Source organism: Streptomyces sp. NPDC043996, from assembly GCF_056435225.1.
This window is the reverse complement of the sequence record NZ_JBWKEY010000020.1, coordinates 165730-192072: the sequence shown is the minus strand read 5'-3', so window position 1 is coordinate 192072 and position 26343 is coordinate 165730. Positions and strand designations below refer to the sequence as shown.

Below are 26343 nucleotides of genomic sequence, written 5' to 3'. Positions count from 1 at the left end.
CAGGTACGACAAGACCGCCCAGTCCTACACAGCAGCCGTCACCCTCGCATCACTCCTGATGTGGGCGTGACACTTTGACGACAACTCCTAGGGCCTGTCCGGCGGATCAGGGGCGGCCAACGCTCAGTTGGGACGCGTCGTTAGGCTGCCGACATGACCACAGAAACCCAGCGTAACGAGGCCCCCGACTCATCAGACTCGTCCGTCACATTCATAAACGTCTTCGAGATCGACGCCGCCGAGCTCGACGAGTTCGTCGTGAAGTGGGAGCAGCGGGCCAGGCTCATGCGGGAAAAACCGGGCTTCATCGACTCCCGTATGCACAGGGCCCGTTCCTCCAGCTCCCGCTTCCAGCTCGTCAACGTCTCCCACTGGGAGAATCAGGAGGCATGGGAGGCCGCCACCGCCGACCCCGACTTCGCGTCGCGCACGCAGGCCGCACGAGAGCAGACCAAGCAGCCGATCACGCCGAACCCCGGGGTGTACGACGTCGTCGTCGAACTCACCGCTCCCTAGGGCCTGTCCGGCAGGTCATGGGCGGAGCCAGAGTCGGATCGAGGCGACGGTGATGGTGCCGGGGAATACGTAGGCGCGCTTGTCGTATCTCGTGGCCACGGCCCGGGAGTTCTTGAGGCCATTGATCGTACGCTCGACTTCGTTCCTCCTTTTGTAGATCGTCTTGTCGAAACCGGTGGGCCGACCGCCCCTGCTGTCCCGGCTTTGGCGGTTGGCGCGCTGGTTCCTCGGCTCGGGGATGGTGTGCTTGATCTGGCGTCGCCGCAGGTAGCGGCGGTTTCGGCGGGAGGAATACGCCTTGTCCCCGCCGACATGATCAGGTCGGGTGCGGGGCCGACCGCCTTCGAGTCGGCCGACCCGGATGCGGTCCATGACGGAGATGAACTGCGGGGCGTCGCTCCCCTGGCCCGGTGTGATCAGCACAGCCAGGGGGCGGCATCCACCTTCCCCGGCAAGATGGATTTTGCAGGTGAGGCCACCCCGGGAGCGTCCGAGTCCCTCGTCGGGGCGGTGCTGCCGGGGCGTTGTTCTTTTCCCGGCACTCGCGGGCGTTGCTTGCGTGCTCCGGCGGCGTGCTGGTGGGCCCGGCAGTGGGTGGAGTCCACGCTCACCATCGACCAGTCGATACGGCCCTCCGCGTCAGTGTCAGCCAGGACCGCGGCGAAGAGCCTGTCCCAGGTGCCGTCCGCCGACCAGCGCCTATGCCGTTCGTACACGGTCTTCCACTCCCCGAAACGCGCAGGCAGATCCCGCCACGGCACCCCTGTGCGGTTCCGGTAGAAGATCCCATTGATGATCCTGCGATGGCCCTCCCAACGGCCTCCACACTTACCGGACTTCGGCAGATGCGGCTTCAGCCGGACCCATTCTTCGTTCGTGAGATCTCCCCGCCCCATGTGCATGCCAACGAACCGAGAGCGCAACGGTCACAAGATCCGCCGGACAGGCCCTAGTCTCACGCTTGCTGCGGCACGGCAGATACCACGGCTTTCGGGTGCTCACCCGGGACCGGAGCTCAGGGGCTCTAACTGGCTCCTCGGAGTGGTACGACAGCCCTGAGACAGGGCTGTACCTGCCGCACCCAGACGTGTGGTCCGCGTGTGACTACGGCATGCACCACCACCGCCAGGACGGCATGGGGGATGCCGTCGCCGCCGCCTAGCGGCTGGACACGACGAAGCCCCGCCAGCTCAGGGAGAGAGCGGCGGGGCTTCGCCCGTGGCGTTGGTCAGCCGTCGGCCCGCGCGAAGTCGACGAACGCGGACCACGCTTCCGGGGTGAGTATGAGGGCGGGGCCGTGTGGGCGCTTGCTGTCACGGACGGGCACGACGGCCAAGTTGTCGACGACTTCCACGCAATCCCCACCCTCCTGGTTGCTGTAACTGGACTTGCGCCACTCTGCGGCGCTGAGGTTGAGCCGGGACACGCGCACTGTTGTCCTCCATACAGGACCGGATCAGTTCTAGCGACATGGACGAAGGCAACGCCTCCGCCCTCAAGTGATCGTATGAAACGCCGTAGCTCTTGACGTCCGTCGGGTCCTCAACAAGTTGGCCCATGTCGGCGCCTTCCGTGTACGCAAGCTCAGTGCCATCCGGGAGCGTGCAGAGGCTGAGCGACCCGCCCATGGCTGAGTGTTCCCCATGGTTAAACGGAAGCACTTGAACAGTGATGTTCGGCCGTGTGCAGGCGGCAAGCAAGTGCGCAAGCTGCCCCCGCATCACCTCTGGCCCGCCGACCGGACGGCGTAGTACTGCCTCATCCAGGACGACCCAGAGTGCTGGCGGATCGGGCGCCGTCAACCGCTCCTGTCGCGCGAGTCGCGCCGCGACTCGTTCCTCAAGCTGGGCGGCGGTCTTCAAGGTTCGCCCAACGCGCAGAGTGGCACGGGCGTACTCCGGTGTCTGCAACAGTCCTGGGGCGGTGTGGCCGACATAGGTGCGGATCTCTGTGGCCTGGGCTTGCTGCTCTAGCCACGCGCGCGACCAGTCAGGGAAGGTCTCGCGGTAGACGTGTGGCTGTAGATCTGCCAAGAGGCCGTCAGTTCCTAGCGCCGTGTCCAGCGCGCGGGACAGCTCAAGGGTGGGCCGTGCTCCTGTTGCACGTTCAAGCTGTGCGATCCGGCTGTGTTCGACGGCCACCAGCTTGCCTAGCTGCTTCTGAGTCCACCGTCTCTCGACACGTAGGAGTTTGAGCCGCTTTCCGTATAGCTCTGCCATCGATGACGACGCATCAACTTCCTTGGCCATAGCCTCACTTCCCGCAGTTTTACGGTTGAGTCAGTAAAGCGGAACCCCCTGTTGAGCGTACGTCGCAGTGTCCAAAGTGGTGGTCCAGGAGACTTGAGAAGGGCAGTTGGACCCGCCATGACCAGTGACACCACCAGGACCGCCAGCCAGCCGAACACCGTGGCTATGCCGGACGACGTGGCGGAGCTGGCCGCGCACATACGGCTCTTCGGCCCCTGGGGTCTCCTCGGCTGGCGCCCACGCGGTGGCTTCACCGACCCGGCATACGTCGACCTACAGGCCGTCGGGCGAGCCCTGGAACGGCTGTTGTGAGCGGCGCCCGGAAGGCTCTCAGCCGCCTCATGGCCGCCCACGGAGCCAACGGCGTGCTCCTGATCCAGAAGGCCCATGAGGCAACCATCGCGCCGGGCTCCATGGCCTACCCGCCGTGCTCCTGCCCCCGCTGCCGCGTGAAGCCCATCGATGAACCCGCGCTCAGTTCGAACCGCCAAGCAAAAAGGGTGAAGGAATGAAAGAGCACCGACAGTCCACGGCCCTGAGCCGCTTCGCAGGGAGTTTCCTGTTCATCTGCGGCTACGTCCTCGCCGTCGCCCTGCTCCTCATGACGGTGGCCGCTAGCCGATGAACGGTGTCTTCAACGGCAGGGCCGTGGACTACTTCGACACCGAAGAGCGCCGGGAAGCCGCGGACGCAGGAAGAGCGTTGCTGGACGCGCTCGCCGCCCTCGGTATCACGGAGCTGGACGACATGAGCATTGCGGAGCCGTGCCCTCACACGGGGTGCAAGTGCAGCCGCGCCACCGTCCTTCGCCTGGGCACCTATCAGGCGGCTGACATCCGCGAAGTAGTCCGAAAACTCAGGGCCGTTGGCCCTCGATAGCCGCCTGCCCCGCCGGACGTCCACCACGCCCCGCAGCTACGGACCCGGCGGGGCGGGTACCACCAACCACACCCGAACGGAGAAACGCGATGCGCGACGACATCGACCCTGCCGCCCCGCCCGCCCTGCGGCGGAAGTGTGTCGTCCTGATCAGGAACGGGTACGGCGACGTCCTGTTGGTCAAGCCTGATTTCACGGCGGGCTGGCACCTCCCTGGCGGCCATGCCCATGAGGGCGAGTCCAGCGCCAGCGCTGCCGCCCGCGCGTTGCTCGAACAGGTGGGACTCACGCGTCAACTCTCGGACGTACTGCTCGTCGACGACGTCCCCGCCAGCGACGACGGGAAGAGCGCGGCAGGAATCATCCTCGTATTTGACGGCGGAACGCTCACCTGTAACAGGCTTGAGCTGCCTGAGGCAGCCCGCGACGAACTTGTAGGCCTGAGGTGGGTAGCCCGTCATCAGATCGGGGAACACACGCTCGCCAACCAAAGCCGACGCATTCGCGCCGCCCTCTCCTGCGCGGATCACGGAATGCGCGTCCCGGCCCACCGGCTAGGCAGTCCCGCTCCGGCGGGATAGACCAGACCCGCCCCACTCTCGGGGCATCCCGCCCGCCACCGCCCGACCCCTCGAAGGCGGAAGCGTGGGCACGGCCCCGGCTGGTGCGGGTGGTGCCCTACCAGCCGGGGCCTCTAGACCCGCGTGTCATGTGCGGAGGTGCGCGGGCCCCTGGACGTCAGGCAGGGACAGGGACCCGTTGTGCGGCAAGTCCCGTAGAGAGGACCGATGAAGGGAAGTGGAGGCCTACACTCCGACCATGAGCGAGCAACCGCTACCGCCAGGGGTGCGTCGGGCGTATCTGAGCACGATAAGCAAGGCTGGGCCCGGCGCTGACGAACGTACTGTCTTCCTTACGTGCCCCCGCTCATGTGGACGCATGATGGAAGGCAGACCCTTTGGGCCTCTGGTCAGATGGGCGTGCAAATGCGGGCACGTGATCTACTCCTAGCGAGGAGATCGGCCAGTGATCTGCGTGAAGTGCGGACACGAAATGCAGGCCGTACCTGATAGCAAAGGCGTTCTCTGGATCTGCACGAACCCGGCCGGGTGTGACTACACCCGAAGCGGCTAGATAGTGGCCAGGCGCCAGGGCCCCGCTCGCACTCTCGCGAGCGGGGCCCTTTTCATGCCCTGGTGTCAGCGCCGCGTAAGAGCAGAACCCACGGGCGGGTGTCCGGCGCGGACGGAAGCTCTGAACTGAGCGGGCCGGGCGGAGAGGCTGTAGCGCGTGGTGTTGTCTGCGACGGTGAAGCGGAAGAGGTGGCCGTTGCGCATCGCACTGAGCACGTCGTCGTGCTCGGCGGTGGTGTGGTCCCAGGCGAGCTCGACGCGCTCGGGCGGGAGCCACGGGGGCGGGTGGGTCATCCAGCCCGTCCGGCGCCTGAGGACGAGGCGCGGAGCCGATGGATCAAGCCCGTCCGGCACCTGAGGACAAGCGCGCAGCGCGACAGATTCAGCCCGTCCGGCGCTTGAGGACGAGCGCGGAGCGCGATGGATTAAGCCTGTCCGGCGTTTGAGGACGAGGCGCGGAGCGCCGAAGAGCCGGGCCCCGTGCGGAGCACCGCCGCGGCGACCGCGAAGGCTGCGACAAGCAACCCCGTGGCGACCAGGAAGGCGAGGCGGTACCCAGAGGTCAGCGCCTCGGCACGGCCCGCCCCGGCGCCAAGGCGGCTGTCGGTGCGGGCGGCGGCCAGCGTGGAGAGGACCGCGACGCCGAGCGCACCGCCGATCTGCTGGGTGGTGTTGAAGAGCCCGGACGCGAGCCCCGCGTCATCCTCCCGGGCCCCGGACATCGCGAGCGCCGTCAGGGCGGGCAGGGCCAGGCCGAAGCCCGCGGCCAGCAGCATCACGGGGAGCAGGTCGGTGACGTACGAGGCGTGCGTGGGGATGCGGGCGAGGAGGCCGAGGGCGGCGAAGAGCAGGGCGAGCCCGGCGAGGAGGACGGCGCGCTCGCCGAAGCGGGCGTTGAGGCGGGTGGAGACGCCGAGGGAGACCACGCCGATGACGACGGCCGCGGGGAGCATGGCGAGCCCGGTCTCCAGGGCGCCGTAGCCGAGGACGTTCTGGAGGTAGAGGGCGACCAGGACCTGGAAGGCGAAGAGGGCAGCCACCATCAGGAGCTGCACGACGTTGGCCCCGGTGACGCTCCGGGAGCGGAAGACGCCCAGCGGGAGCAGCGGGGTGCGGGCCGTGGCCTGGCGCAGCACGAAGCCGCCGAGCAGCGCCGCGGCGAGGGCGCCGAAGCCGAGCGTGTGGGCGGAGGCCCAGCCGTGCTCCTCGGCCTTGACCACGCTGTAGATGCCGGTCATCAGGCCGCCGGTGACCAGGAGCGCACCCATGACGTCGGCGCCGGCGCGCAGCCCGCGGCCGCGGTCGTCGGGCAGCGCGGTCAGGGCGAGCAGGACGGTGGCGAGGCCGATCGGCAGGTTGATGAAGAAGATCCAGTGCCAGTTCAGTACGTCGGTGAGCACACCGCCGAGCACCTGCCCGAGGGAGGCGCCCGCGGCTCCGGTGAAGCTGAACACGGCGATGGCGCGGGCCCGTTCGCGCGGCTCGGTAAAGAGCGTGATGAGGATGCCGAGCCCGACGGCGGAGCTCATGGCGCCGCCGACGCCCTGGAGGAAGCGCGCGGCGATGAGGGTGGCGGGCCCGGTGGCCGCGCCCGCGAGGACGGAGGCGAGCGTGAAGACGCCGATGCCCGCCACGAACATCCGCTTGCGCCCGATGAGGTCGCCGAGCCGCCCGGCCAGGAGCAGCAGGCTGCCGAAGGCGATGAGGTAGGCGTTCACGACCCAGCTCAGGCCCGCCGCGGTGAAGCCGAGGTCCCGCTGCACCGCGGGCATGGCCACGGTCACGATGCTGCCGTCGAGGATGACCATCAGCATGCCGGTGGCGAGGACGCCGAGGGCGAGCCCCCGGGAGCGGGTGCGGGGCGGCGCGGCGGCCGGGGCGGCCGGGGCCGGGGCCTCGGGGGATGCGAGGGCGGTCATGGGGTGTCTCCTGTCCGGGAGTTGAGCGGGGCGGCGGCCGGGGGCGGCTTTCGCGGCCCGGCGGCATAGTCAGGACCGTAGCAGATAGTTCCGTTGCAGACTATCTATCTCGGGCGTGAACCCGCTTTCTCGGCTACGCTGGCCGCATGACCGCCATGGCACCCGCCCGCACCGAACCCGACCTGTCCTTCCTCCTGGACCACACCAGCCATGTGCTGCGCACGCGGATGGCGGCCGCGCTCGGCGAGATCGGCCTGACCGCGCGCATGCACTGCGTCCTCGTGCACGCCCTGGAGGAGGAGCGCACCCAGGCGCAGCTCGCCGAGATCGGGGACATGGACAAGACGACGATGGTCGTCACCGTGGACGCCCTGGAGGAGGCCGGTCTCGCCGAGCGCCGCCCCTCGCGCGCGGACCGCAGGGCCCGCGTGATCGCGGTCACCGAGCGGGGCGCGGAGCTCGCGGCCCGCAGCCAGCAGATCGTCGACCGGGTCCACGAGGACGCCCTCGACGCGCTGTCCAAGACCGACCGCACCGCCCTGCTGCGCGCCCTGAACCGCCTGGTCGAGGGCCATCTGGCGACCCCGGCGGAGAGCCCGCGGCCCGCCCGCAGGGCCCGGCAGCGGGGTTAGGCTCGACGGGAAACCCGAAGCATCCCGGAGGGGGACCCGTCATGGCGCTGTTCGGAAACGCGCACACTGTCGACCCGGCGTCGGCGCAGCAGGAGTACGCGCGGCTCATGGGCCACGGCGAGCAGGTGTACGCCGCGTACCGGCTGATACGCGACACGATCCTGCTCACCAACCAGCGCATGATCTTCGTCGACAAGCAGGGGATGACCGGCAAGAAGGTCGAGTACCACTCGGTGCCGTACCGGAGCATCACGCACTTCGCGGTGGAGACCGCGGGCCACTTCGACCTCGACGCCGAGCTCAAGATCTGGATATCCAGCAACCCGGTGCCGATCGAGAAGACCTTCACCAAGGGCGTCGACATCTACGAGGTGCAGGCGATCCTCACGCAGTTCGTCGCCCGTTAGCCCGGCGCGGCACCCAGCGGCGCCCAGCGGCCCCAGGCGGCCCGGAGCCGTCCCGACAGGCGCCGGACCGGCGGATCGGGGTACGTTCATACGGCACCGAATAGCTACGAGGGACACCCCATGATCTTCATCACCGTGAAATTCACCGTCCGCCCCGAGCGCTCCGAGGACTGGCTCGGCCTCGTCGACGACTTCACGCGTGCGACCCGCGCCGAACCCGGCAACCTCTTCTTCGAGTGGTCCCGCAGCGTCGACAACCCCCACCAGTTCGTCCTGGTGGAGGGGTTCCGCGACGGCGAGGCGGGCCGCGAGCACGTCCAGTCGCCGCACTTCGCGGCCGCCATGGACACCATGTCGTACGCGATCGCGACGACCCCGGAGATCGTCAGCACCGAGATCCCGGACATGGACGGCTGGGGCCGCATGGGCGAGGTCTCGCCGCGCGAGGCCTAGCCGCCACGGCACACGCACGCACACGGGAGCCCCGGGCCGAGAACGGCCCGGGGCTCCCGCGCGCGCGGCGTCAGGCCACCGGCACCCGGTCCAGGAAGCCGTACACCGAGCGGATGCGGCCGTCCTCGGCGAGTTCGATGACGTCGAAGCCGGAGACGGGCGCGGAGCCGTCGGCGCTGGACACCAGGTCCCAGCGGAACCGGGCGATCCCGTGGTGCCCGTCCACCTCGCCCGCGAGGCGGAACTCGAACCCGGGGAACTGCTCCTGGGCCCCGGCGATCACCGCCGCGACGGCCTCCTGGCCCCTCACGTCCGCCAGCGGGTCGGTGTACGTACCGCCCACGGCCCACGCGGTGTCGACCGCTTCGCGAATGCCGTCAGGGCCGGTGGCGTTCCACGCCTCGAAGTAGCGGGCGACGGCGGTCTCGTGAACGTTCTCCATGGCGGGACGCCTCCTCAGCGCTCGGAATGCCGGCCGACACCCGGGCGGAGTGCGCCGCCCGGGGGCCGGTGACCTCAGCGTGCCGGGCCGGGGTGACCGGGGCGATTACGCCAGAGGTAATGGCGGGCCACCACGGTGCCGGAACAGGGCGCGTGCGCCGACCCCAGCACATCCGGGCCCCGCGCTCAACCACTTCGCCGCCGAATCTAGGCCTTGCCGCGAGAATGCCCCACATCCGCCGCGGGTGTCCTACGCTGCCGCCCACGAACCGCAAGAGCACCAATTTCAGCCAACTGCGGACGACTTACAGGGGCGGGGAATAATGACGGTACGGAAGTGCGCGAGAGCCGGTGTGGTCGGTCTGGCGGCGGTCGCGATGGCGGCCACGGCCTTCGCGGGCCCCGCGCAGGCCTCGCGGGACTCCAGGGCGGCGGGCCACGAGGCGACGCGGGCCGCCATCGACGCGGCCGTGAAGGCCGGTGTCCCCGGCATCACCGCGCACGCGCGCGACGCCAAGGGGGTCTGGAAGGCCGCGGCGGGCGTGGGGAACCTGAAGACGGGCGCGCCGCGCGGCAAGGACGACCGGTTCCGCGTCGGCACCCTCACCAACACCTTCGTGGCGACGGTCCTCCTCCAGCTGGAGGCGGAGAACAAGCTCGACCTCGACGACACCGTGGACAAGCACCTGCCCGGCGTGGTCACCGGCAACGGCAACGACGGCCGCGAGGTCACCGTGCGCCAGCTCCTCAACCACACCAGCGGCCTGCCCGACTACCTCGGCGACCAGACGTACATCGACACGTACGTCTACGGCGAGGGCTACCTCAAGCACCGCTACGACACCCTGACGCCCCAGCAGCGCCTCAAGGTGGCGTTCGGCTACAAGCCGCTGTTCAAGCCCGGCGCCCGGCACTCGTTCTCCAACACCAACGACGTCCTGGCCGCGCTCGTCGTGGAGAAGGCGGGCCGCACGTCGTACGAGAAGGCGGTCCGCGACCGCATCATCAAGCCCCTCAAGCTGAAGGCCACGTCCAACCCCGGCACCAGCAGCAAGCTGCCCAGGCCGAGCAGCCGCGCCTACGCCAAGCTGTTCCTGGAGCAGCCGGACCGGATCGACGACGTCACCGAGATCAACGGCTCGCAGTACTGGGGCAACGGCGACATCATCTCCAGCGCCGCCGACCTGAACCGGTTCTACGGGGCCCTGCTCGGCGGGAAGCTCCTTCCGGCAGAGCAGCAGAAGGCGCTGAAGACGACCGTCGACAACCCCGACTTCCCCGGCTCGTCCTACGGGCTCGGCGTCGAGCGGTACACCCTCGGCTGCGGCACCAAGATCTGGTACCACGACGGCGGTGTGCAGGGCTGGTTCACCCTGGTCGCGAGCACCGACGACGGCCGCCAGCTGACGTTCAACTACAACAGCAACTGGGGCCTTGAGCACCTGTTCGCCATCCTGAACGCCGAGTTCTGCCCGGCGCCCGCGCGCCGCTGAGGCGGGCCCGCCCGGTGCGGGACGGGGCGGGGCGCGCGCTGGTGGCGCGGCCCGTCCGTCCCGCCCGGCGGGACAAATCCCGGCCGAACAGGAGAAACGAGAGAGTCACTACCGCCCGGCGCGGTGGTGTGTTGTGCTGGGGGGCCGATTCCGTTCGCTGAGCCGGGAGTTGCCGGATGCGGAAGCTGTTGGCCGCTGGGATGTGCGCCGGAGCGCTGCTGCTCGGGGCCTGTGGGGACCCGGGCGGCGAGGACGAGTCCGGCCCGAACGCGGCACCCCCGCCCGCCGCGTCCCGGACGGCCGACGCGGACGACTCCCCGACGCACCGCAAGGAGCGGCAGTCAGAGAAGCCGCGTGCCGAGCGCCCCGCCGACCGTGAGCAGAAGCCCGAGGCGAAGCCGAAGCCGGTGGTGCTCTACCTCGGGGACTCCCTCGCCATGGAGAACCAGAACGTCCTCGGCTCCCTCCTGCGCGACCGCCTCGCCGCCCGCTACACCAGCGCCCCCTACTCCGGCACCACCCTGTGCGACTACCTGGAAGGCACCGGCGAGGACTCCCTCGTACCGGACAAGGACAAGGCGGCCACGCTGGTGCGGAAGCTGCGCCCGGACTTCGTGGTGCTCCAGTTCTGGGGCAACTCCTGGGGCTACACGCCGTGCATGGACGGCATCACCCACGACAAGGCCCCGGACACGTACTACACGCGGTACGCCGCCGACGCGCGGAAGCTGACCGGGCAGATCGAGGACGCCGCCCAGGAGGCGGGCGCGCGGCGGCCCAAGGTGGTCTGGGTGTCGCAGGGCCCGGACGCGATCACGCCCGACCGGGTGCGGCGCGTCAACGACCTCTACCGCCGCCAGGCCGCGGCGAGCGGCGACCTGGTGGCCGACGCGGGCCGCGCCGTCAGCCCGGCCTCCGCCCGCTACCGGTGGGTGAGGGAGCTGCCGTGCACGGCGTACGAGCGCGCGCACCCGCAGTACTGCACGGAGTCCGGCGGCCGCACCGCGCTCCACCGGGGCGACGACTTCCTGCACTTCTGCCTCGCCCCGACGACCCCGAAGTCCCGGCCGTGCCCCGTGCGTTCACCGGGGATACGGCGGATCGGGCAGGCGGTGACGGACGCGGTCGCCCGCGCGGCGCGCCGCTGACCGCGCGCCGCCGCCTGGGGCCTCAGTCGCGCCGCCAGGCGCTGTACTCCCGCACGTCCCCGGCCCGCACCGCGAACCGCCGCTGGTCCTTGGTGAACGTCTCCTCCAGGCCGAGCACGTCCCCCGTGTCCGGGTCCAGGATCAGCATGTGCCGCACGCCCTCGCCCCTCGGCGTGTACACATACGCCTGCCCCGGACGCCCGAGCCGGTCGGTGATCGCGCCCGCGGGGAGCAGGCCGCGGGAGTCGGCGAGCATCCGGGCGAGCGCCGCGGCCTCGCGGGCGCCGGGCGTCCACGCGTCGAGGTACGCGGGCAGGGTGTCCAGGAGCTGGGCGACGCTGAGCGGTCCCGTGCGGTCGGCGAGCCCGCCGTCGTAAGCCTCGGTGAGGTACGCGCGCAGCGCGGCCGCGGTGTGCGGCGGGCGCGAGGCGGGCGGGGCGTCGGACGCGACCGGCGGGAACAGGCGCTCGGTCAGGGGCTTGCCGTCGGCCTCGACGCGCTCGGTGCGGCTGCCGTCCGGCCGCCAGCGCACCACCCGCTCCTCGGGCAGCGTCACCGGCCGCTCGGCGCGGGGCCCGGAGTCCAGGGCGAGGCTCCAGGTCCGCACGTGGCTGCCCTTGCGGAGCTGCGGCTCCCCGTCGCGCGCGGCGGCCGCGGCCCGCTCGGCGATCCGCTCCAGGGGCACGGCGGCGGACCCGGCGCGCGGCTGCAGGGCGCCGGGCGCGGCGGTCGCGGGCGAGGCGGCCAGGTCGGGCAGGGTCAGCGCGAGCACCGCGGCGAGCGCGACGGCGGCGGCCTCCGCCCAGAACACCACGCGGCGGCGGGCCCTGCGGGTGCGGGCGCCGTACAGGAGCTGGTTCAGGGCGCGCTCGGCGCGGGCGTCCAGGGGGCGGTCGCGCCAGGGGCCTTCGGCGGCGGACACGGGGTCGGCCGCGCGCAGCAGGTCGAGTTCGTCAGTCACGGTCGCCGTCCCCAGCTCGTACGTTCATGTTCATCCGGTCGATCTCGGCGCGCAGCCGCCGCCGCGCCCGGTGCAGGCGCATCGCGGCGGCGCCGCGCCCGCACCCGAGGGCCACGGCGAGGTCGTCCACGCCCAGCTCCTCCCAGGTGGTCAGGCGCAGCGCCTCCTGGTCGGCGGGCGAGAGCCGGGCGAGCGCCTCCAGGACCCAGGCGCCGGGCCGCTCGGTGTCCGGGCTGTCCACGACCTGGCCGCCGCCCACGGCCTCGTGGTGGCCGATCCGGTGCAGCAGCCTGCGGCGGCGGCCGAGGCCGCGGACGGTGTTGGCGAGGCAGTTGCGGGCCACTCCGTACAGCCAGGGCAGCGGCGCCTCGGGCAGCTCCGCGCGGCGCCGCCAGGCTATGGAGAAGACCTCCGCCACGACTTCCTCGATCTCGTGCGCCTCGCCGCCGTCGAGCCTGCGCGCGACGAAGCGGCTGACCGCCCAGTAGTGCGCGCGATAGGCGGCGGCGAAGGCCTCGTCCGTGCTCATGAACCGTAGGTGTCCGGCATGGGCCCGATCTTCACACCCGGACGACGTGATTCTCGCGGCAGGGGTGCGCGGTGAGGCACCGGGCGGTGCCGGACACCTACGGGGCATGAAGGCAATCGTGAAGTGGCTGACGACCACCGACCACAAGACCATTGGAACGCTCTATCTAGTGACGGCGTTCGGTCTCTTCTGCGTCGGCGGCGTGATGGCGCTGTTCATGCGGGCCGAGCTGGCCCGCCCCGGGCTCCAGATCATGTCGAACGAGCAGTTCAACCAGGCCTTCACGATGCACGGCACGATCATGCTGCTGATGTTCGCGACGCCGCTGTTCGCGGGCTTCGCCAACTGGATCATGCCGCTCCAGATCGGCGCGCCCGACGTGGCGTTCCCGCGCCTGAACATGCTGGCCTACTGGCTGTACCTGTTCGGCTCCCTGATCGCCCTGGGCGGCCTGCTCACGCCGGGCGGCGCCGCGGACTTCGGCTGGACCGGCTACGCGCCCCTGACGGACGCCGCGCACGCCACGAACATCGGCGCCGACCTGTGGATCATGGGCCTGGCGTTCTCCGGCTTCGGCACGATCCTCGGCGCGGTCAACTTCATCACGACCATCATCTGCATGCGCGCCCCCGGCATGACCATGTTCCGGATGCCGATCTTCACCTGGAACGTGCTCCTGACCGGCGTCCTCGTGCTCCTTGCCTTCCCCGTCCTGGCCGCCGCCCTGTTCGCCCTCGAAGTGGACCGGAAGTTCGGCGCGCACATCTTCGACCCGGCCAACGGCGGCACGCTGCTGTGGCAGCACCTGTTCTGGTTCTTCGGCCACCCCGAGGTCTACATCATCGCCCTGCCGTTCTTCGGCATCATCTCCGAGGTCATCCCGGTCTTCTCCCGCAAGCCGATGTTCGGCTACATGGGCCTGGTCGGCGCGACCATCGCGATCGCGGGCCTTTCGGTGACGGTGTGGGCCCACCACATGTACGCCACGGGCGCGGTCCTGCTGCCGTTCTTCTCCTTCATGACGTTCCTCATCGCCGTGCCGACGGGCGTGAAGTTCTTCAACTGGCTCGGCACCATGTGGAAGGGCTCCCTCAGCTTCGAGACACCGATGCTGTGGTCGGTCGGCTTCCTCATCACCTTCGTCTTCGGCGGTCTGACCGGGGTGCTGCTCGCCTCCCCGCCGATGGACTTCGCGGTCACCGACTCGTACTTCGTGGTGGCGCACTTCCACTACGTCATCTTCGGCACCGTCGTCTTCGCGATGTTCGCCGGATTCCACTTCTGGTGGCCCAAGTTCACGGGCAAGCTGCTCGACGAACGCCTCGGGAAGATCACCTTCTGGACGCTGTTCGTGGGCTTCCACGGCACGTTCCTCGTCCAGCACTGGCTGGGCGCGGCGGGCATGCAGCGCCGGGTCCCCGACTACCTCGACGCCGAGGGCTTCACCGGCCTCAACACCCTCTCGACGGTCTTCTCGTTCCTGCTCGGCCTGTCGGTCCTGCCGTTCTTCTACAACATCTGGAAGACGGCGAAGTACGGTCAGCTCGTCGAGGCCGACGACCCGTGGGGCTACGGCCGCTCCCTGGAGTGGGCGACGTCCTGCCCGCCGCCGCGCCACAACTTCCACGCCCTGCCGCGCATCCGCTCCGAGTCCCCGGCGTTCGACCTGCACCACCCGGAGATCGCGGCGGGCGAGACCCCGGCCCTCACCCCGGCCCCGGCTCCGGCTTCGGACGCGCGGACGGTGGCCCGGTGACCGCGATGGACGACCGCCCCCACCTGCCGCCCCTGGACACGAACCTGCTGATCCACGAGATCGAGGGGCACCTGCTCGCCGAGTCCGCCCGCGCCGAGGCGCGCACCGCGGCCGCCCGCTTCACCGGCCGCCTCGACTGGCTCACCGAAGCCCAGCGCGCCGAGGTCGAGCGCGTCTACGCCGACGACCACCTCGCGCTGACCCGCGCCACCTGGCGCGGCACGGCCCGCCGGTGCGGTGAGCTGCGGGACGAGTACGAGACGCGCTACCGGGGCCTGCGGCAGCGGCTGCTCGCCGGGAACCTGCTGGCGGGGGCGCTCGCGGCGGGGGCGGTGTTCGCCTCGGTGGCGGTCCAGCTCCGCTAGCGCGCGGGGCCGTCCCGTAAGTCCGTACGTCCATGAGTCCGTGCGTCCGCGAGACTGACCGGATCCATGCCTACCCGCCCGGCGCCCACACGCGGACCGTGGGGAGGCGGCCGCACCGAGGACGGCCTCGGCGCGGCCCCGGGAAGGGAGGACCACGTGACGAATCTGCCCGCTCGACGCCCCTGGGGCTGGGACCCGGTGGAGGAGTTCGAGCAGCTGTGGAACCAGATGGTCCGCGTCTTCGGGCCGACAGGGCCCGGCAGGGGTCCGGCGGTACGGCACGAGGGGGCCTGGATGCCGCTCGCGGAGGAGGACGAGACCGACGACGCGTTCGTCGTGCGCCTCGAACTCCCCGGCGTGCCCCGGGAGAACATCCACGTCGACGTCGACGAGAACGGCCTGCACATCACCGGCGAGCTCACCTCGGAACAGCACGGCCGGGTCCTCACGCGGCGCACCGGCCGCTTCGCCTACAGCACGACGCTGGGCCGCGGCTTCGACAGCGAGCAGGTGTCGGCCGACCTGGCCGACGGCATCCTGACCGTGCGCGTGCCGAAGTCACCGGGGACGAAGCGGCGCCGGGTGACCGTCACCGGGTGACGGTCACCCTGCGGCCTGCGCCGCCCCTGGCTAGAGGACCGGCGGGCCCGCCTCGATCCGGCGCAGGACCGGGGCCAGGCGGTCCAGGTCCGGTCCTGTCTGGAGCTGGCGCTCGTCCCACCAGGTCGCGCCCGCCGCGGCGAGGGGTCCGATCCGGCCGGCCGCCTCGCCGGGCGCGGTGGCGCCGCCGACGACGACCTCGAAGGGGCCCTGTCCCGCCCGGTGTTCGCCGACGTACGCGACCACGTCGCGGACCTCGGCCACAGGCGGGACGACGCCGTGCTTGGCCGACTTGAACAGCGGGACCACGCCGTCCCAGCGGGCCGCGCGGCGCATCGGCGGCCGGTTCGGCCAGAACCCGGCGATCCACACCGGCGGGTGGGGCCGCTGCGTGGCGGCGGGCAGCAGGGCGACGTCGTGGGCCTGGTAGTGGGTGCCCTTGTGGGTCACGGGCTCGCCGGTCCAGTAGCGGGCCATCAGGCCGAGGCCTTCGTCGAGGCGCTCGGCCAGGACGCGCGGGTCCGTGGGCTCGCCGAAGCTGGCGTACTCGTCGTCGATGGGGCCGCCGAGGCCCGCCGCGAACGTCACCCGGCCGCCGCTGACCGCGTCCAGGGTGGCGACCTGGCGGGCCAGTTGGTGCGGGCGGCGGCGGGCGACCGGCGTCACCAGGGTGCCGAGCCTGATCCGCGAGGTGGCGAGGGCGGCCGCGGTGAGGAGCATCCACGGGTCGCCGAACGGCTTGCCCCGCTGGGCGGCCTTGTCGTGCACGACGTGGTCCCAGACGAACAGGCCGTCCCAGCCCGCCTGTTCGGCGGCGGTGGCGACGTGCGCCACCGTCCTGGGGTCGGCGAAGTCACCGAAGTTCGGAACGTTGATCGAGAAGCGCATCCCGGCATCGTGCCTGTACCTCGCACACACCGGCAATCCCCCCTGCCCTGACCTGCGTCCGCGTGCCAGAGTGGCCCCATGGCGACCACCTCGGAACCCCCTCCTGACCCCGTCGCGGACACCCACACCCGAATCGCGCTGCGCTACCACGAGGCCGTGGGCGCGGGCGTCACCGGCGACGCGCTCGCGGCGTTCTTCACCTCGGACGCGGTCCACCACGAGCTGCCCAACCTGCTGTTCCCGCGCGGCATGACCCGTGACCTGCCCGGCATCCTGGAGGCGGCCCGCGCCGGTCAGGGCACGCTGCGGCGCCAGACGTACGACGTGCGCGAGGTGGTGGCGGCGGGCGACAAGGTGGCCCTTGAGGTGGAGTGGACGGGAGAACTGGCCGTCCCCCTCGGCTCGTTGCCCGCCGGACACGTGCTGCGGGCGCGCATCGCCACGTTCCTCGACTTCCGCGACGGCAGGATCAGCGGCCAGCGGAACTACGACTGCTACGACCCGCTGCCGGAGCCCTGAGGGCGGGCGGCGCCGGGACGTCGGTGGGCTCGGCGATGAGCAGGGTGAGGTCGTCGGCGAGCGGGACGTCGGCGGTGTGCCGGTGGAGCAGGCCCGTGAGCCGGGCCAGGGCGTCGTGCGCGGTGGCGGCGACGAGGGCGGCGTGGGCCTGCGGGGTGTCCAGCGAGAAGGGCGCGCGGCGGGCGTCGCGCGCCTCGGTGAGGCCGTCGGTGTACAGGAGCAGGCGCTGCCCCGGGGACAGCGGTACGCGGTAGGGGTGCGGATCGGGGCCGAGGCCGAGCGGCGGCGAGGGCCGGGGCGGGTCGAGCACCCGCAGGCCGCGGCCCGCGCGCAGGGGCGGCGGATGGCCGCAGTTGATGACGCGGGCGGCGCCGGGCAGGAAGTCGACCAGGAGCAGGGTGACGAAGTCCTCCGGGCCCAGGTCGTCGCGGAGGTGGCCGTCGAGCGCGTGGACGAGGCGGACGGGGTCGGGTTCGGCGGCGGCGGTGTGCCGGAACGCGGCGAGCACCGCGGCCGCCACGCGCAGCGCGTCGGGCCCGTGCCCCTTGACGTCGGCGAGCAGCAGCCGGGGCCCGGCCACGGTGAGCACGGCGTCGTGCACGTCGCCCCCGAGCCGGGCGTCCGGGTCGGCGGGCCGGGTGTGCACGGCGAGCCCCACGTGCCCGACGGCCTCGGGCAGCGGCCGCGCGAGCGCCCCCTGCGCGGCGTCGGCGATCCGCTCTATCCGCGCGAGCGCCCGCTTCGCGCTGTCGGCGCGGACCGTCTCCTGACGCAGGTCCTGGCCGGCGGATGCGGCCAGTTGGGTCATCCGGGCGGCCGTGCGCTCCGCGCGTGCGCGGGTGTGCGCCGTGAGCACCGCCCAGGCCGCGACGGCCGCCGCGCCCAGCGCGGACGCCGGGTCGTGCGGGAGGCCGGGCGCCGGGACGAGCAGCGGCAGGGCGAGCGCCGTGCCGCTGAGGGCGGCCGTGGGGAGCGCCGGGAGACGGTGCGCGGCAAGCAGCGGCCCGGCGAGGGCCAGCCAGGGCAGGGGCGCTCCGGTGAGGACCGCGACCAGGGCGGCGGCCGCCTGCGCCGCCGCCGCTATGGCCAGCCACTTGTGCTGTGTGCCCACTGTGACCCCTGCTTTGTCCGACGAAGTGCGGTTTCCCCACGCATGGCCCCTGCGTCCCGGTACTGTGCCACCTCTGGTGACGGTCCGTGGTCGATTCGCCACAGTCGTACGTACGGGCGTGTGGTTCGAGGGGGCGAAGGTGCCAGAGGTACGTGGTCCTGGGGCGGAGGGATCTTCCGGCGGGAGCGGCGGTGAGCTCGTCGGCCGCCGCGACGAACTCGCCGAGATCTCCCGCCGGTTGGCGCGGCACCAGCTGGTGACGGTCAGCGGGGTGGGCGGCGTCGGCAAGACCCGGCTCGCGCGGCGGGTCTCCGCCGAGCTGCGGCCGCGCTTCCGGGACGGCGTGTGGTGGGTGGAGCTGTCGCCGCTGGCGGACGGCGCGATGCTCGCGTACACGATCGCCGAGGCGCTGCCCCTGGTCGACCAGAGCACCCGCCCCATGCAGGACGTGCTCTGCGAGTACCTGTCCGGCCGAGAACTACTGCTGGTCCTCGACACCTGCGAGCACGTGGCCGAGCACTGCGCGGACGTGGTCGCCGCCCTCCTGACGGTCGCCCCCGGCCTCCGCGTGCTCGCCACCAGCCGCCGCCCGCTCGGCCTGCCCGTGGAGGACCTGGTTCCGCTGGCTCCGCTGCCCGAGGCGGACGCGGTGGCGCTGCTGGCGCGACGGGCCGCCGAAGCCGTGCCCGCGGGCCACGAGGGCACGCCCGTCGGCCCGGAGGAGGCGGCGGCGCTCTGCCGTCACCTGGAGGGTCTTCCGCTGGCCATCGAACTGGCCGCGGCCCGGCTTGGCGAGATGACACCGGCCGAGCTCACCCGGCGTCTCGCGGACCGCTTCGCCGTGCTCGGCGAGACCGGGGAGGCCGTGCCGGGGGCCGATCCGCCCTGGCACCAGGCGCTGCGCACGGCGATCGGCTGGAGCCATCAGCTGTGCACTCCGGCCGAACGCCTGGCCTGGGCGCGCCTGTCGGTGTTCACGGGCACCTTCGATGTGCGGGCGGCGCGCGAGGTCCTGGCCGACGAGCGCATCCCGGAGACGGACGTGCCGGGCCTGCTGGCCGCCCTGGTGCGCGGCTCCATCGTGGAGTGGCAGCCCACCGGCTCCGGGGAGCGCTACCGGATGCTGGACACCATCCGCGAGTTCGGCCTGTGCTGGCTGCGCGGCCTCGGCGAGGAGGACGCGGTGCGCCGCCGCCACCGCGACCACTTCCTGGACCTGGCGCGGGCGGCGGACTCCGGCTGGGACGGCCCGGACCAGGTCGCCTGGTACGGGCGTACGGTCGCCGAGCTGGCCAACTTCCGTACGGCACTCGACTTCTGCCTAGCCGACGGCGACGGCGCCACCGCCCGCGACCTCGCGGCCACGCTGTGGTTCGTCTGGTGCGCCTGCGGCTTCCCCATGGAGGGGCGGCACTATCTGGACCGGGCGCTGGCCCTGCCCGACGCGCCGGGCCCCGGCCGGTCCCGCGCCGTATGGGCCCTGGGGCTGCTCGCCCTGACCCAGGGCGACACGGAGGCGTCGCGCCACTGCGCCGCGACGTTCCACGACACCGAACCCCCCGCCGACACGTCCGACACGTCCGGCACCTCCGACACCTCCGACACCTCCGACACCGCCGCCGCCGACGCGACCGTGCCGATCGCGGCCGCCCATCTCGCGGGCGCCGCCCTCGCCTCCCTCGGCGAGCACGCGCGGGCGGCCGAGGTGCTGGAGGCCGCGGCCCCGCTGCCGCGCCCGGAGCGCGGCCGCTACCGCTCCGCGTGGGGGCTGTTGCGGACTGCGCAGGGCTTCTCGTACGTCCACCTCGGCCGGTTCGACCAGGCGGCGGCCGTCGCCGACGAGCTGACCGCCGACTGCGTCCGCCGGGGCGAGTTCTGGCTCCGCGCCTGGGGCGACTACCTGCACGCCCTGGCCGCGCTCAGCCGGGGGCGGGCCGAGGAGGCGGCCGACCGGGCGCGCGCCGCGATCGAGGGCAAGCGCCGCTTCCACGACAGCCTCGGCATCGCCATGACCACCGATGTGCTGGCGTCGGCGGCGGTGGCCTGCGGAGACGCCGAGCGGGCGGCGCGGCTCCTCGGCACCGCCGACCGGGTCTGGCGCTCCATCGGGGTGCCCCGCCTTGGCTCTCCGGAGCTTCTCGCTGGGCGCGAGGCCTGCGAGGCACGGGCGCGCGGCCTGGTGGGGGACGCGGCCTTCGCCTCCGCGTACGCACCCCCGTGTCCTCAAACGCCGGACGGGCTATCCCCCACCCGCCCACCCGTACACCAGCAGCGACCTCCACACCCCCCGACCTAGCGGCTCGCGGCTGGGTGGGTGGGAAAACAGCCCGAGCAAGCGACAATCCAGCCCGTCCGGCGTTTGAGGACAAGCGCGAAGCGCGGTGATTCAGCCCGTCCGGCGTTTGAGGACGAGGCGCGAAGCGCCGAAAGGCTTTGAGCGGGCCCCGAGGGCAGTCGCCCCCGGAGCGGGGAGGGGTGGGCCTGGGGCGCCCCGCGTGTCAGAACGGCAGGCCGTAGTCGTCGCAGCGCGGCCGGAAGTCCCCCCGGTCCGCCCCCAACGCGTTCACCACCATCTCCGTAGTCGGCCCGTCCGTGAACAGTCCCACATGCCCCACGGGATTCTTCGGACACACATCCTGCACGACCACGTTCCGCACGTTCTCCCCCTTCAGGAACCCCCGGTCGTACGGACTCGCGACGGCGTCGCGATTCGTGGCGATCACCGTGTACCGCACACCCGGCACCGTGTCGCCGTCCGCGAACAGGTCCTTCTGGAACCGCGACCCGGCCTCCTGGTCCTTCAGGCCCTGCAGCCCCAGGTGGTCGAAGGCCGCGTTGACGACGCCGAGCAGGCCGAGGGCCTCGCCCAGGTTGACCAGGCCGCTGAGGGTGGTGCCGTGGTTGGTGGGCGCGAGCGCGACGAGGCGGTCGACCTTCTTGGCGCCGCCGAGGCGCTTGATGTAGTAGTTCGGCATCATGCCGCCCTGCGAGTGGCCGAGGACGTTGACCTTCTTGGCCCCGGTGGCCTTGAGGACCTTGTCGACGAACGCGTCCATGGTCTGGGCGGACTTGGCGATGCCGCCGAGGCCGCCGACGCGGCCGCCGAGGTCGAAGGCGGTGCCCATGCCGTAGTTGAAGGCGTAGACGCAGTGGCCCTCGTTGGCGAGGGTCGGGCCCATCTTCACCCAGTTCGCGCCGAGGTTGACGCCGGTGCCGTGGATGAGGACGACGGGGTTGGGGTGCTGGGCGCTGGGCTTGCAGTTCCAGTCGTTCACGCCGGTCACGGCGTTGGGGCTGAATAAGAAGTTGGCGACGCCGTCGGCGACCCCGCCGACGGGGTAGCGGCCCCGTTCGGCGGCGGCGGCCGGTCCGCTCCCCGCGGTGAGCGCGGCGACGGCGAGAGCGAGCGGAGCGGCGACGGCGGCGACGGCCCGGCGGCGCGAGGTACGCGGACGACGAACGGGTGCGGGCATTCGGTTCACGGCTTCGATCCCTTCGAGCGGACAGAGAGGAGCGGGAGAAGAACGAGCGAGGAACATGCGCATGACACACGCCAATGCGGCCAAGAATCTGAAACGACACCGCTTCAGATTTGGTTACTTGAAAGTAGGAGTGGGGGCGGCGGCAGCGCAAGAGTCGTGCGCGCGACAATTTCCGCGCACGGTCGTGGAGTTGTCGTGGAGTTGAGTGACAGGCGGCGGAGAGGGGCGGCACCGGTGGACTCCGACGGGGCGCGGGAGGGCACGCGGCGGCCCGCGCGCGGGTACGGCGGCAAGTCCGCCGAGCAGCGCAGAGCAGACCGGCGGCAGCGCCTCATGGAGGCGGGCGTCGAGCTCTTCGGCGCGGGCCCCGGCGCCTACCGGTCCGCGTCGGTGGCGGCGCTGTGCGCCCGCGCCGGTCTGTCGACCCGGCAGTTCTACGAGGAGTTCCGCAATCTGGAGGAGGTCCTCGCCGCCCTGCACGGCCATGTGCAGAAGGCCGCGCAGGGCGCCGTGGTCGAGGCGATGGCCACGGCGGCGGGCGGCACCGTGCGCGAGCGCGCCGAGGTGGCGTTCCGCGCGTACGCCCGGGTCCTTACCGCGCACCCGCACCTGGTGCGGATCGCGTTCGTGGAGGTCACGGGCGTCACGCCGGAGTTGGAGAGGCAGCGCCTGGAGGCCCGCAAGGGCTGGGTCGACCTGCTGGTCGCCGCGCTCGACGAGGCGGCGGCGCGCGGCGAGATCGGCGCCCGGGACTACCGCATCGCCGTGCTCGGCTTCGTCGGCGCGGTCAACACGCTGCTGTACGACTGGACGGTCGGGTACGTGGAGGCGAGCCTCGACACGATCGTCGAGGAGCTGATGCTGATGTTCATGGGACTCCTGAGACCCGCCCCCGACGAACCACCGGAAGCGACAGCGGCAGCGCACCAGCCACCGGAAGGACCACCGGAAGCGCCTTAGACCAGCGCCCTTAGACCAGCGCCCTTAGGCCAACGCCCCGTCCACCAGCCGCCGCGCCGCCCGGTCCTGCGCGGCCTGCCGGTCCCCGTCCGTCCACAGGGTGGAGACGGCGGCGGCCACCGCCCGGGACCCGTCCGGCGTGACCCCGCTCTCCGAGACGACCCCGAGGTGCGTGCCCCCGTGGAACCAGATGCCCGAGGGGCGCGCCGGGGTGGGGCGCCAGGCGATGCCGAGCCCGTACCGGACGCCTCGTACGGGAATCCAGTCGTCGGCGGGGACGGTCCGCTTCATGGCGGCCAGCTGCGCCGGGGCCAGCAGTCGGCCGCCCATCAGGGCGCGCAGGAACGCGGTGAAGTCGCCGGGGGTGCTGATGAGGCCGCCGTCCGCGCCGCCCCCGGCGGCGAGCGAGGTGTCGGTGAGGCGGGTCTCGCCCGGGAAGGCGGTGTACGCGGTTGCGGCGGGCCGGGGCACGTACACCGAGGTGCCCGGGGTGAACGTGTGGCGCAGGCCAAGCGGTTCGATGACGCGGTCGTGGACGAGCCGCGCCCAGGGGTGTCCGGTGGCCCGCTCCAGGAGCAGGCCGAGGACGACGTAGTTGGTGTTGGAGTACGCCCAGCGGCGCTCGTCCTCGGGGTGGTCGCGGCGGGGCAGCCAGCCGGGCGGCTTGCGCACGGCGGCCCGCACCTGCCGCTCGGCGGACACGGGCGGCTTGAAGCGGCCCGCGCGGTACGCCTCGGGCGTGAAGTCGGTGATCTCCACGTAGTCGCTGAGGCCGCTGGTCTGGCGGAGGAGGTTGGTGACGGTGATCCTGCGGCCGTCGTTGCCGTGCCCTTCGACGAGGCCGGGCAGCCACCGCTCGACGGTGTCGGTGAGCGAGATCCGTCCCTCTCCGACGAGTTGGAGGGCGAGGGTGGCGGTGACGGTCTTGGTGTCGCTGCCGATCCGGTAGTACGCGTCCCAGGGGACGGGGGCGCGGTCGTCCAGGTCGGCGAAGCCCGCGCGGGCGGCGGTCCGGCCGCGCGCGGTGCGCAGTTCGGCGAGGACGCCGGTGGCGCCGGTGGCGTGGATCGCGTCGACGTCGCGCTGCAGGCGGCCGCCGCCGCGCCCGGAGGCCTTCGGCCCCGCGACCGCACCGGACACGGGGCCCGAGACGAGCGCCGCCGTGGCGGTGGCGGTGATGGCGGTCCGGCGGCTGAGCGTCATCGCTTCCCCCCGGGCGCCGAGCAGGTGACGTCACGCGCGGGCAGCTTGCCGCCGCCCAGGTAGGCGTTGACGGCGTCGTCCGCGCAGGGCACGGCCGTCTTGCCCTCGGCGCCGCGCCCGTACACGCCGTGGGAGCGGATGTCGGCGGACAGCAGGCGTGAGCCCTTCAGCTTCCGGTGCAGGGCGAGCGCGCCGTCGTAGGGGACGTTGTTGTCGCGGACGGCCTGGAGCATCAGGACAGGCACGTGGTTGTTCACGATGCGCGTGCCCGCCTCGCGCGGCGCGGACTTCCAGAACGCGCAGGGTGCCGTCATGTCGTTGACGAGCGGCCCGAACACGGGCTGCGTGGCGCGGCTGCGCTGCATGTTCTTCCAGTACGTCTCCGTGTGCGCGGGCCAGCCGCCGGCGGGCCAGCCGCCGTCCCCGCACATGAAGATCGCGCCGCCGATGAGCGAGGCCTCCACATCGGGCGAGTTGAGGAAGCCGAGGATCGCGGCGAGCTCCGGGTTGGGATCGACGTCCTTGCCTCCGGCCGCGTCCACGAGGGTCCGTACGGTACGGGCGAGGCCCGCGTCGTTCTCCCCGTGCTGGACGAACTGCCGCAGGACCAGGCGGATCAGCGGCGCGGTGATCCGCGTGCCCGCGAGGGCGACGGGCCGCGTCTCCGCCCGGCCGAGCAGCCGCTGGACGCTGGCCCGCACCTCCTTCGCCGTGCCGCCGAGCCGGTAGGTGCCGGCGTGCCGCGCCGTCCACGCGGCCCACTCGTCCAACCCCTCCTCCTGCGGCTTCCCGGCGCGCTGGAACAGCTCGTACTGCGTGGCGGCGGGGTCCGTGGAGGAGTCGATGACGACGCGGTCGGCGCGCGACGGGAACAGCTGCGTGTACACGGCGCCCAGGTCGGCGCCGTACGAGATCCCGTAGTACGACAGCTTCCGCTCCCCCAGGGCGGCCCGGATCGCGTCCATGTCGCGGGCGACGTTCCGCGTGGAGGCGTGCGGCAGCAGCGCGGCGTTGTCGCCGTGCGCGAAGCAGCGGTCCGCCGTGCGGCGGGCCCGCGCGACGCCGTCCTCGAAGTCCTGGCGCGGGCTCGTCGTCTTCCGGGGCGGGTCCTGCGGCCCCGCCGGGCCGCAGCTGATCGGGTCGCTGTCGCCCAGGAACCGGGGGTCGAACCCGATCAGGTCGTACTGGTCGGCGACGCCCTTCAACGTGTCCCTCATGGCCAGGGTGTTGGCGAGCCCGGCACCACCGGGCCCGCCCGGGTTGGACAGCAGGATGCCGCGCCGGTGCGCCCGGTCCTTGGCCTTCACCCGCGACACGGCGATGTCGATGGTGCGGCCGCCGGGGTCGGCGTAGTCCAGCGGCACGGTGACCTTGGCGCACTGGGCGCCCGCCGCGACGAGCTCCTTCTGCTCGGCGGGGCAGGCGCCCCAGCGGATCTGTGGCGCGGGCGCCGCCGACTGCGCGGCGGCGGGCACCGCTCCCGCGAGGACTCCGGCGAGACCGACGCCGACGCCTGCGGCGCGCCAACGGCTTGTACGCATCTGCTGCTCCCTGGCAGGTGAGGAATGATCACCAGCGACGCTATGGGTGCCGCGAGTTGCCGACCATGCGGTCACCTGGCCAGGCGGGGCGGGGGTTATCCCCAGGGAGCCGTTCGGCGCGTCGCCGACGGTGTCTCAGGCGGGAGCGCCGGAGCTACGACCACCACTTGTGCCACATCGCGTTGTCGCCGCCGCGCACGAACGTGTCGATGCGTCCGTACCCCCAGGACACCGCGGCGGGCGCCGAGGTCAGGCCGCCGCCTAGCGACTCCCACCCCGACCAGCCGTTGTCGTACCACTTGTGCCACATCGCGTTGTCACCACCACGGACGAAGACGTCCAGCCGCCCGTTGCTCCACGATGCCACGGCGGGCGCCGACGTCAGACCGCCGCCCAACTGCTCCCAGCCGGACCAGCCGTTGCCGTCGTACCACTTGTGCCACAGGGCGTTGTCGCCACCACGGGCGAAGGTGTCGATGCGCCCGTTGCCCCAGGACACCGCCGCGGGTGCCGAGGTCAGGCCGCCGCCGAGGGACTCCCAGCCCGACCAGCCGTTGTCGTACCACTTGTGCCACATCGCGTTGTCACCGCCACGGGCGAAGACGTCCAGGCGGCCGCTGCTCCACGACGACACGGTGGGCGCCGATGTCAGGGTGCCGCCAAGGGACTCCCAGTTGTGCCAGCCGCTGCTGTCGTACCACTTGTGCCACAGGGCGTTGTCCCCACCACGGGCGAAGACGTCGATGCGTCCGGGTCCCCAGGAGACGGCGGCGGGTTCGGAGGTCAGGGTGCCGCCGAGGGACTCCCAGCCGGACCAGCCGTTGTCGTACCACTTGTGCCAGAGAGCGTTGTCACCACCACGGACGAACGTGTCGAGGCGACCGTTGTTCCACGAGGACACGGCGGGCCCTGAGGTCAGCCCGCCGCCGAGGGACTCCCAGCCGGACCAGCTCTGCGCGCCGGACGCCGAGGCGGTCCTGGGGTGCGCGGGAGCGGGCGACGACTGGGCGGCGGCCGGGGCCACCAGGGCCCCGAGCAGTAAGAGGAGAGAGGTGAAGAAGACAGGTAGTGAGCGTCTGCGCATGCTGAACTTCCTTCCGGCCAGGCATGAGGCTGCCGATGCCGACGGGGATCAGTTGCTTGCGTTCAACTGCACTT

General features: G+C 72.0%; 28 protein-coding genes and 1 pseudogene. 15 read left to right on the top strand and 14 right to left on the bottom strand.

What is annotated here, in order from left to right; all coding sequences use genetic code 11:
- The first annotated feature begins 153 nt into the window (after positions 1-153).
- Positions 154-516, top strand: a complete 363-nt coding sequence (locus tag AC07A4_RS38575) for an antibiotic biosynthesis monooxygenase family protein (RefSeq protein WP_478608476.1) — start codon at positions 154-156, stop codon at positions 514-516.
- Between the two features lie 15 nt (positions 517-531).
- Here the strand turns inward: AC07A4_RS38575 and AC07A4_RS38570 are convergent.
- The 3 genes and pseudogenes from AC07A4_RS38570 to AC07A4_RS38560 form a co-directional block, all read right to left on the bottom strand.
- A protein-coding gene (locus AC07A4_RS38570) for an IS5 family transposase (RefSeq protein ID WP_478608495.1) occupies positions 532-1412 on the bottom strand; the annotation gives its coding sequence in 2 pieces (ribosomal slippage) (positions 532-1049 and positions 1049-1412; 882 coding nt in all).
- A 332-nt stretch (positions 1413-1744) separates the two neighbouring features.
- The gene (locus tag AC07A4_RS38565) at positions 1745-1942 is read right to left on the bottom strand and encodes a DUF397 domain-containing protein (protein ID WP_478608474.1); all 198 of its coding nucleotides are present in this window, start codon (positions 1940-1942) and stop codon (positions 1745-1747) included.
- A gap of 37 nt (positions 1943-1979) precedes the next feature.
- A pseudogene (locus tag AC07A4_RS38560) lies at positions 1980-2735 on the bottom strand (helix-turn-helix domain-containing protein); the annotation flags it as partial.
- 147 nt (positions 2736-2882) lie between these two features.
- Here AC07A4_RS38560 and AC07A4_RS38555 point away from each other — a divergent pair.
- The 3 genes from AC07A4_RS38555 to AC07A4_RS38545 all read left to right on the top strand — a co-directional run bounded on the left by AC07A4_RS38555 (position 2883) and on the right by AC07A4_RS38545 (position 4225).
- Positions 2883-3077 carry a hypothetical protein gene (locus AC07A4_RS38555; protein WP_478608472.1) on the top strand — a complete coding sequence of 65 codons (195 nt, stop codon included), beginning with the start codon at positions 2883-2885 and terminating at the stop codon, positions 3075-3077.
- A gap of 309 nt (positions 3078-3386) precedes the next feature.
- Positions 3387-3644, top strand: coding sequence for a hypothetical protein (locus AC07A4_RS38550; RefSeq protein ID WP_478608470.1), 258 nt, complete (start codon positions 3387-3389; stop codon positions 3642-3644).
- 89 nt (positions 3645-3733) lie between these two features.
- Entirely contained in the window at positions 3734-4225 is a 492-nt protein-coding gene (locus tag AC07A4_RS38545; protein ID WP_478608467.1) for an NUDIX domain-containing protein, read from the top strand.
- Between the two features lie 618 nt (positions 4226-4843).
- Here the strand turns inward: AC07A4_RS38545 and AC07A4_RS38540 are convergent.
- Together AC07A4_RS38540 and AC07A4_RS38535 are read right to left on the bottom strand one after the other, a co-directional pair.
- Complete coding sequence (locus tag AC07A4_RS38540) at positions 4844-5071, bottom strand: hypothetical protein (RefSeq protein WP_478608464.1); 228 nt, start codon at positions 5069-5071, stop codon at positions 4844-4846.
- Between the two features lie 131 nt (positions 5072-5202).
- On the bottom strand, positions 5203-6696 hold the full coding sequence (locus AC07A4_RS38535; protein ID WP_478608461.1) for an MFS transporter: 1494 nt from the start codon (positions 6694-6696) through the stop codon (positions 5203-5205).
- Between the two features lie 146 nt (positions 6697-6842).
- Between AC07A4_RS38535 and AC07A4_RS38530 the strand changes: the two genes are divergently transcribed.
- From AC07A4_RS38530 to AC07A4_RS38520, 3 genes are all read left to right on the top strand, one after another.
- Entirely contained in the window at positions 6843-7328 is a 486-nt protein-coding gene (locus AC07A4_RS38530) for a MarR family winged helix-turn-helix transcriptional regulator (protein WP_478608459.1), read from the top strand.
- A gap of 41 nt (positions 7329-7369) precedes the next feature.
- The gene (locus AC07A4_RS38525) at positions 7370-7735 is read left to right on the top strand and encodes a PH domain-containing protein (RefSeq protein ID WP_478608456.1); all 366 of its coding nucleotides are present in this window, start codon (positions 7370-7372) and stop codon (positions 7733-7735) included.
- 120 nt (positions 7736-7855) lie between these two features.
- Positions 7856-8188, top strand: a complete 333-nt coding sequence (locus AC07A4_RS38520; protein ID WP_478608454.1) for a putative quinol monooxygenase — start codon at positions 7856-7858, stop codon at positions 8186-8188.
- 70 nt (positions 8189-8258) lie between these two features.
- Here AC07A4_RS38520 and AC07A4_RS38515 read toward each other — a convergent pair whose 3' ends face one another.
- On the bottom strand, positions 8259-8630 hold the full coding sequence (locus AC07A4_RS38515) for a nuclear transport factor 2 family protein (protein ID WP_478608451.1): 372 nt from the start codon (positions 8628-8630) through the stop codon (positions 8259-8261).
- A 322-nt stretch (positions 8631-8952) separates the two neighbouring features.
- Between AC07A4_RS38515 and AC07A4_RS38510 the strand changes: the two genes are divergently transcribed.
- Together AC07A4_RS38510 and AC07A4_RS38505 are read left to right on the top strand one after the other, a co-directional pair.
- Positions 8953-10122 carry a serine hydrolase domain-containing protein gene (locus AC07A4_RS38510; RefSeq protein WP_478608449.1) on the top strand — a complete coding sequence of 390 codons (1170 nt, stop codon included), beginning with the start codon at positions 8953-8955 and terminating at the stop codon, positions 10120-10122.
- A gap of 176 nt (positions 10123-10298) precedes the next feature.
- Positions 10299-11270 carry an SGNH/GDSL hydrolase family protein gene (locus AC07A4_RS38505; protein WP_478608447.1) on the top strand — a complete coding sequence of 324 codons (972 nt, stop codon included), beginning with the start codon at positions 10299-10301 and terminating at the stop codon, positions 11268-11270.
- Positions 11271-11292: 22 nt separating this feature from the next.
- On the opposite strand, the gene AC07A4_RS38500 is transcribed toward AC07A4_RS38505, so the two are convergent.
- Together AC07A4_RS38500 and AC07A4_RS38495 are read right to left on the bottom strand one after the other, a co-directional pair.
- The gene (locus tag AC07A4_RS38500; protein WP_478608444.1) at positions 11293-12231 is read right to left on the bottom strand and encodes a CU044_5270 family protein; all 939 of its coding nucleotides are present in this window, start codon (positions 12229-12231) and stop codon (positions 11293-11295) included.
- Complete coding sequence (locus tag AC07A4_RS38495; RefSeq protein WP_478608441.1) at positions 12224-12760, bottom strand: RNA polymerase sigma factor; 537 nt, start codon at positions 12758-12760, stop codon at positions 12224-12226. The genes AC07A4_RS38500 and AC07A4_RS38495 overlap by 8 nt, the downstream gene beginning before the upstream one ends.
- Here AC07A4_RS38495 and ctaD point away from each other — a divergent pair.
- The 3 genes from ctaD (at position 12759) to AC07A4_RS38480 (ending at position 15481) form a co-directional block, all read left to right on the top strand.
- Complete coding sequence (ctaD, locus tag AC07A4_RS38490; RefSeq protein WP_478608438.1) at positions 12759-14516, top strand: aa3-type cytochrome oxidase subunit I; 1758 nt, start codon at positions 12759-12761, stop codon at positions 14514-14516. The genes AC07A4_RS38495 and ctaD overlap by 2 nt on opposite strands.
- 5 nt (positions 14517-14521) lie before the next feature.
- A complete protein-coding gene (locus AC07A4_RS38485; RefSeq protein WP_478608492.1) occupies positions 14522-14881 on the top strand; it encodes a hypothetical protein in 360 nt (119 codons plus the stop codon).
- A 156-nt stretch (positions 14882-15037) separates the two neighbouring features.
- Entirely contained in the window at positions 15038-15481 is a 444-nt protein-coding gene (locus AC07A4_RS38480) for an Hsp20/alpha crystallin family protein (protein WP_478608435.1), read from the top strand.
- Positions 15482-15511: 30 nt separating this feature from the next.
- On the opposite strand, the gene AC07A4_RS38475 is transcribed toward AC07A4_RS38480, so the two are convergent.
- Positions 15512-16369 carry an LLM class flavin-dependent oxidoreductase gene (locus tag AC07A4_RS38475; protein ID WP_478608432.1) on the bottom strand — a complete coding sequence of 286 codons (858 nt, stop codon included), beginning with the start codon at positions 16367-16369 and terminating at the stop codon, positions 15512-15514.
- 78 nt (positions 16370-16447) lie between these two features.
- Between AC07A4_RS38475 and AC07A4_RS38470 the strand changes: the two genes are divergently transcribed.
- Positions 16448-16888 (top strand): nuclear transport factor 2 family protein, encoded by a 441-nt coding sequence (locus AC07A4_RS38470; RefSeq protein ID WP_478608429.1) that lies wholly within the window; start codon positions 16448-16450, stop codon positions 16886-16888.
- Here AC07A4_RS38470 and AC07A4_RS38465 read toward each other — a convergent pair.
- Positions 16839-17999, bottom strand: a complete 1161-nt coding sequence (locus tag AC07A4_RS38465; protein WP_478608427.1) for a PP2C family protein-serine/threonine phosphatase — start codon at positions 17997-17999, stop codon at positions 16839-16841. The two genes, AC07A4_RS38470 and AC07A4_RS38465, sit on opposite strands and share 50 nt — an antisense overlap.
- 139 nt (positions 18000-18138) lie before the next feature.
- Here AC07A4_RS38465 and AC07A4_RS38460 point away from each other — a divergent pair, with 139 nt between their 5' ends.
- On the top strand, positions 18139-20295 hold the full coding sequence (locus tag AC07A4_RS38460) for an ATP-binding protein (RefSeq protein WP_478608426.1): 2157 nt from the start codon (positions 18139-18141) through the stop codon (positions 20293-20295).
- A 202-nt stretch (positions 20296-20497) separates the two neighbouring features.
- On the opposite strand, the gene AC07A4_RS38455 is transcribed toward AC07A4_RS38460, so the two are convergent.
- Positions 20498-21472: an esterase/lipase family protein gene (locus AC07A4_RS38455; protein WP_478608489.1), complete on the bottom strand. Its 975-nt coding sequence runs from the start codon at positions 21470-21472 to the stop codon at positions 20498-20500.
- Between the two features lie 243 nt (positions 21473-21715).
- Between AC07A4_RS38455 and AC07A4_RS38450 the strand changes: the two genes are divergently transcribed.
- A complete protein-coding gene (locus AC07A4_RS38450) occupies positions 21716-22441 on the top strand; it encodes a TetR/AcrR family transcriptional regulator (RefSeq protein ID WP_478608424.1) in 726 nt (241 codons plus the stop codon).
- 24 nt (positions 22442-22465) lie between these two features.
- Here AC07A4_RS38450 and AC07A4_RS38445 read toward each other — a convergent pair whose 3' ends face one another.
- From AC07A4_RS38445 to AC07A4_RS38435, 3 genes are all read right to left on the bottom strand, one after another.
- Entirely contained in the window at positions 22466-23644 is a 1179-nt protein-coding gene (locus AC07A4_RS38445; protein WP_478608421.1) for a serine hydrolase domain-containing protein, read from the bottom strand.
- Complete coding sequence (locus tag AC07A4_RS38440; RefSeq protein ID WP_478608419.1) at positions 23641-25185, bottom strand: alpha/beta hydrolase; 1545 nt, start codon at positions 25183-25185, stop codon at positions 23641-23643. The genes AC07A4_RS38445 and AC07A4_RS38440 overlap by 4 nt, the downstream gene beginning before the upstream one ends.
- A 154-nt stretch (positions 25186-25339) precedes the next feature.
- Positions 25340-26269 (bottom strand): PLL family lectin, encoded by a 930-nt coding sequence (locus tag AC07A4_RS38435; RefSeq protein WP_478608416.1) that lies wholly within the window; start codon positions 26267-26269, stop codon positions 25340-25342.
- Positions 26270-26343 lie beyond the last annotated feature (74 nt).

Excerpts from the sequence above, each read along its gene's own strand:
- AC07A4_RS38575 (WP_478608476.1), top strand. The coding sequence starts at position 154 with ATGACCACAGAAACCCAGCGTAACGAGGCCCCCGACTCATCAGACTCG.
- AC07A4_RS38555 (WP_478608472.1), top strand. The coding sequence starts at position 2,883 with ATGACCAGTGACACCACCAGGACCGCCAGCCAGCCGAACACCGTGGCT.
- AC07A4_RS38550 (WP_478608470.1), top strand. The coding sequence starts at position 3,387 with ATGAACGGTGTCTTCAACGGCAGGGCCGTGGACTACTTCGACACCGAA.
- AC07A4_RS38545 (WP_478608467.1), top strand. The coding sequence starts at position 3,734 with ATGCGCGACGACATCGACCCTGCCGCCCCGCCCGCCCTGCGGCGGAAG.
- AC07A4_RS38540 (WP_478608464.1), bottom strand. The coding sequence starts at position 5,071 with ATGACCCACCCGCCCCCGTGGCTCCCGCCCGAGCGCGTCGAGCTCGCC.
- AC07A4_RS38535 (WP_478608461.1), bottom strand. The coding sequence starts at position 6,696 with ATGACCGCCCTCGCATCCCCCGAGGCCCCGGCCCCGGCCGCCCCGGCC.
- AC07A4_RS38530 (WP_478608459.1), top strand. The coding sequence starts at position 6,843 with ATGACCGCCATGGCACCCGCCCGCACCGAACCCGACCTGTCCTTCCTC.
- AC07A4_RS38525 (WP_478608456.1), top strand. The coding sequence starts at position 7,370 with ATGGCGCTGTTCGGAAACGCGCACACTGTCGACCCGGCGTCGGCGCAG.
- AC07A4_RS38520 (WP_478608454.1), top strand. The coding sequence starts at position 7,856 with ATGATCTTCATCACCGTGAAATTCACCGTCCGCCCCGAGCGCTCCGAG.
- AC07A4_RS38515 (WP_478608451.1), bottom strand. The coding sequence starts at position 8,630 with ATGGAGAACGTTCACGAGACCGCCGTCGCCCGCTACTTCGAGGCGTGG.
- AC07A4_RS38510 (WP_478608449.1), top strand. The coding sequence starts at position 8,953 with ATGACGGTACGGAAGTGCGCGAGAGCCGGTGTGGTCGGTCTGGCGGCG.
- AC07A4_RS38505 (WP_478608447.1), top strand. The coding sequence starts at position 10,299 with ATGCGGAAGCTGTTGGCCGCTGGGATGTGCGCCGGAGCGCTGCTGCTC.
- ctaD (WP_478608438.1), top strand. The coding sequence starts at position 12,759 with ATGAACCGTAGGTGTCCGGCATGGGCCCGATCTTCACACCCGGACGAC.
- AC07A4_RS38495 (WP_478608441.1), bottom strand. The coding sequence starts at position 12,760 with ATGAGCACGGACGAGGCCTTCGCCGCCGCCTATCGCGCGCACTACTGG.
- AC07A4_RS38485 (WP_478608492.1), top strand. The coding sequence starts at position 14,522 with ATGGACGACCGCCCCCACCTGCCGCCCCTGGACACGAACCTGCTGATC.
- AC07A4_RS38475 (WP_478608432.1), bottom strand. The coding sequence starts at position 16,369 with ATGCGCTTCTCGATCAACGTTCCGAACTTCGGTGACTTCGCCGACCCC.
- AC07A4_RS38470 (WP_478608429.1), top strand. The coding sequence starts at position 16,448 with ATGGCGACCACCTCGGAACCCCCTCCTGACCCCGTCGCGGACACCCAC.
- AC07A4_RS38455 (WP_478608489.1), bottom strand. The coding sequence starts at position 21,472 with ATGCCCGCACCCGTTCGTCGTCCGCGTACCTCGCGCCGCCGGGCCGTC.
- AC07A4_RS38445 (WP_478608421.1), bottom strand. The coding sequence starts at position 23,644 with ATGACGCTCAGCCGCCGGACCGCCATCACCGCCACCGCCACGGCGGCG.
- AC07A4_RS38440 (WP_478608419.1), bottom strand. The coding sequence starts at position 25,185 with ATGCGTACAAGCCGTTGGCGCGCCGCAGGCGTCGGCGTCGGTCTCGCC.
- AC07A4_RS38435 (WP_478608416.1), bottom strand. The coding sequence starts at position 26,269 with ATGCGCAGACGCTCACTACCTGTCTTCTTCACCTCTCTCCTCTTACTG.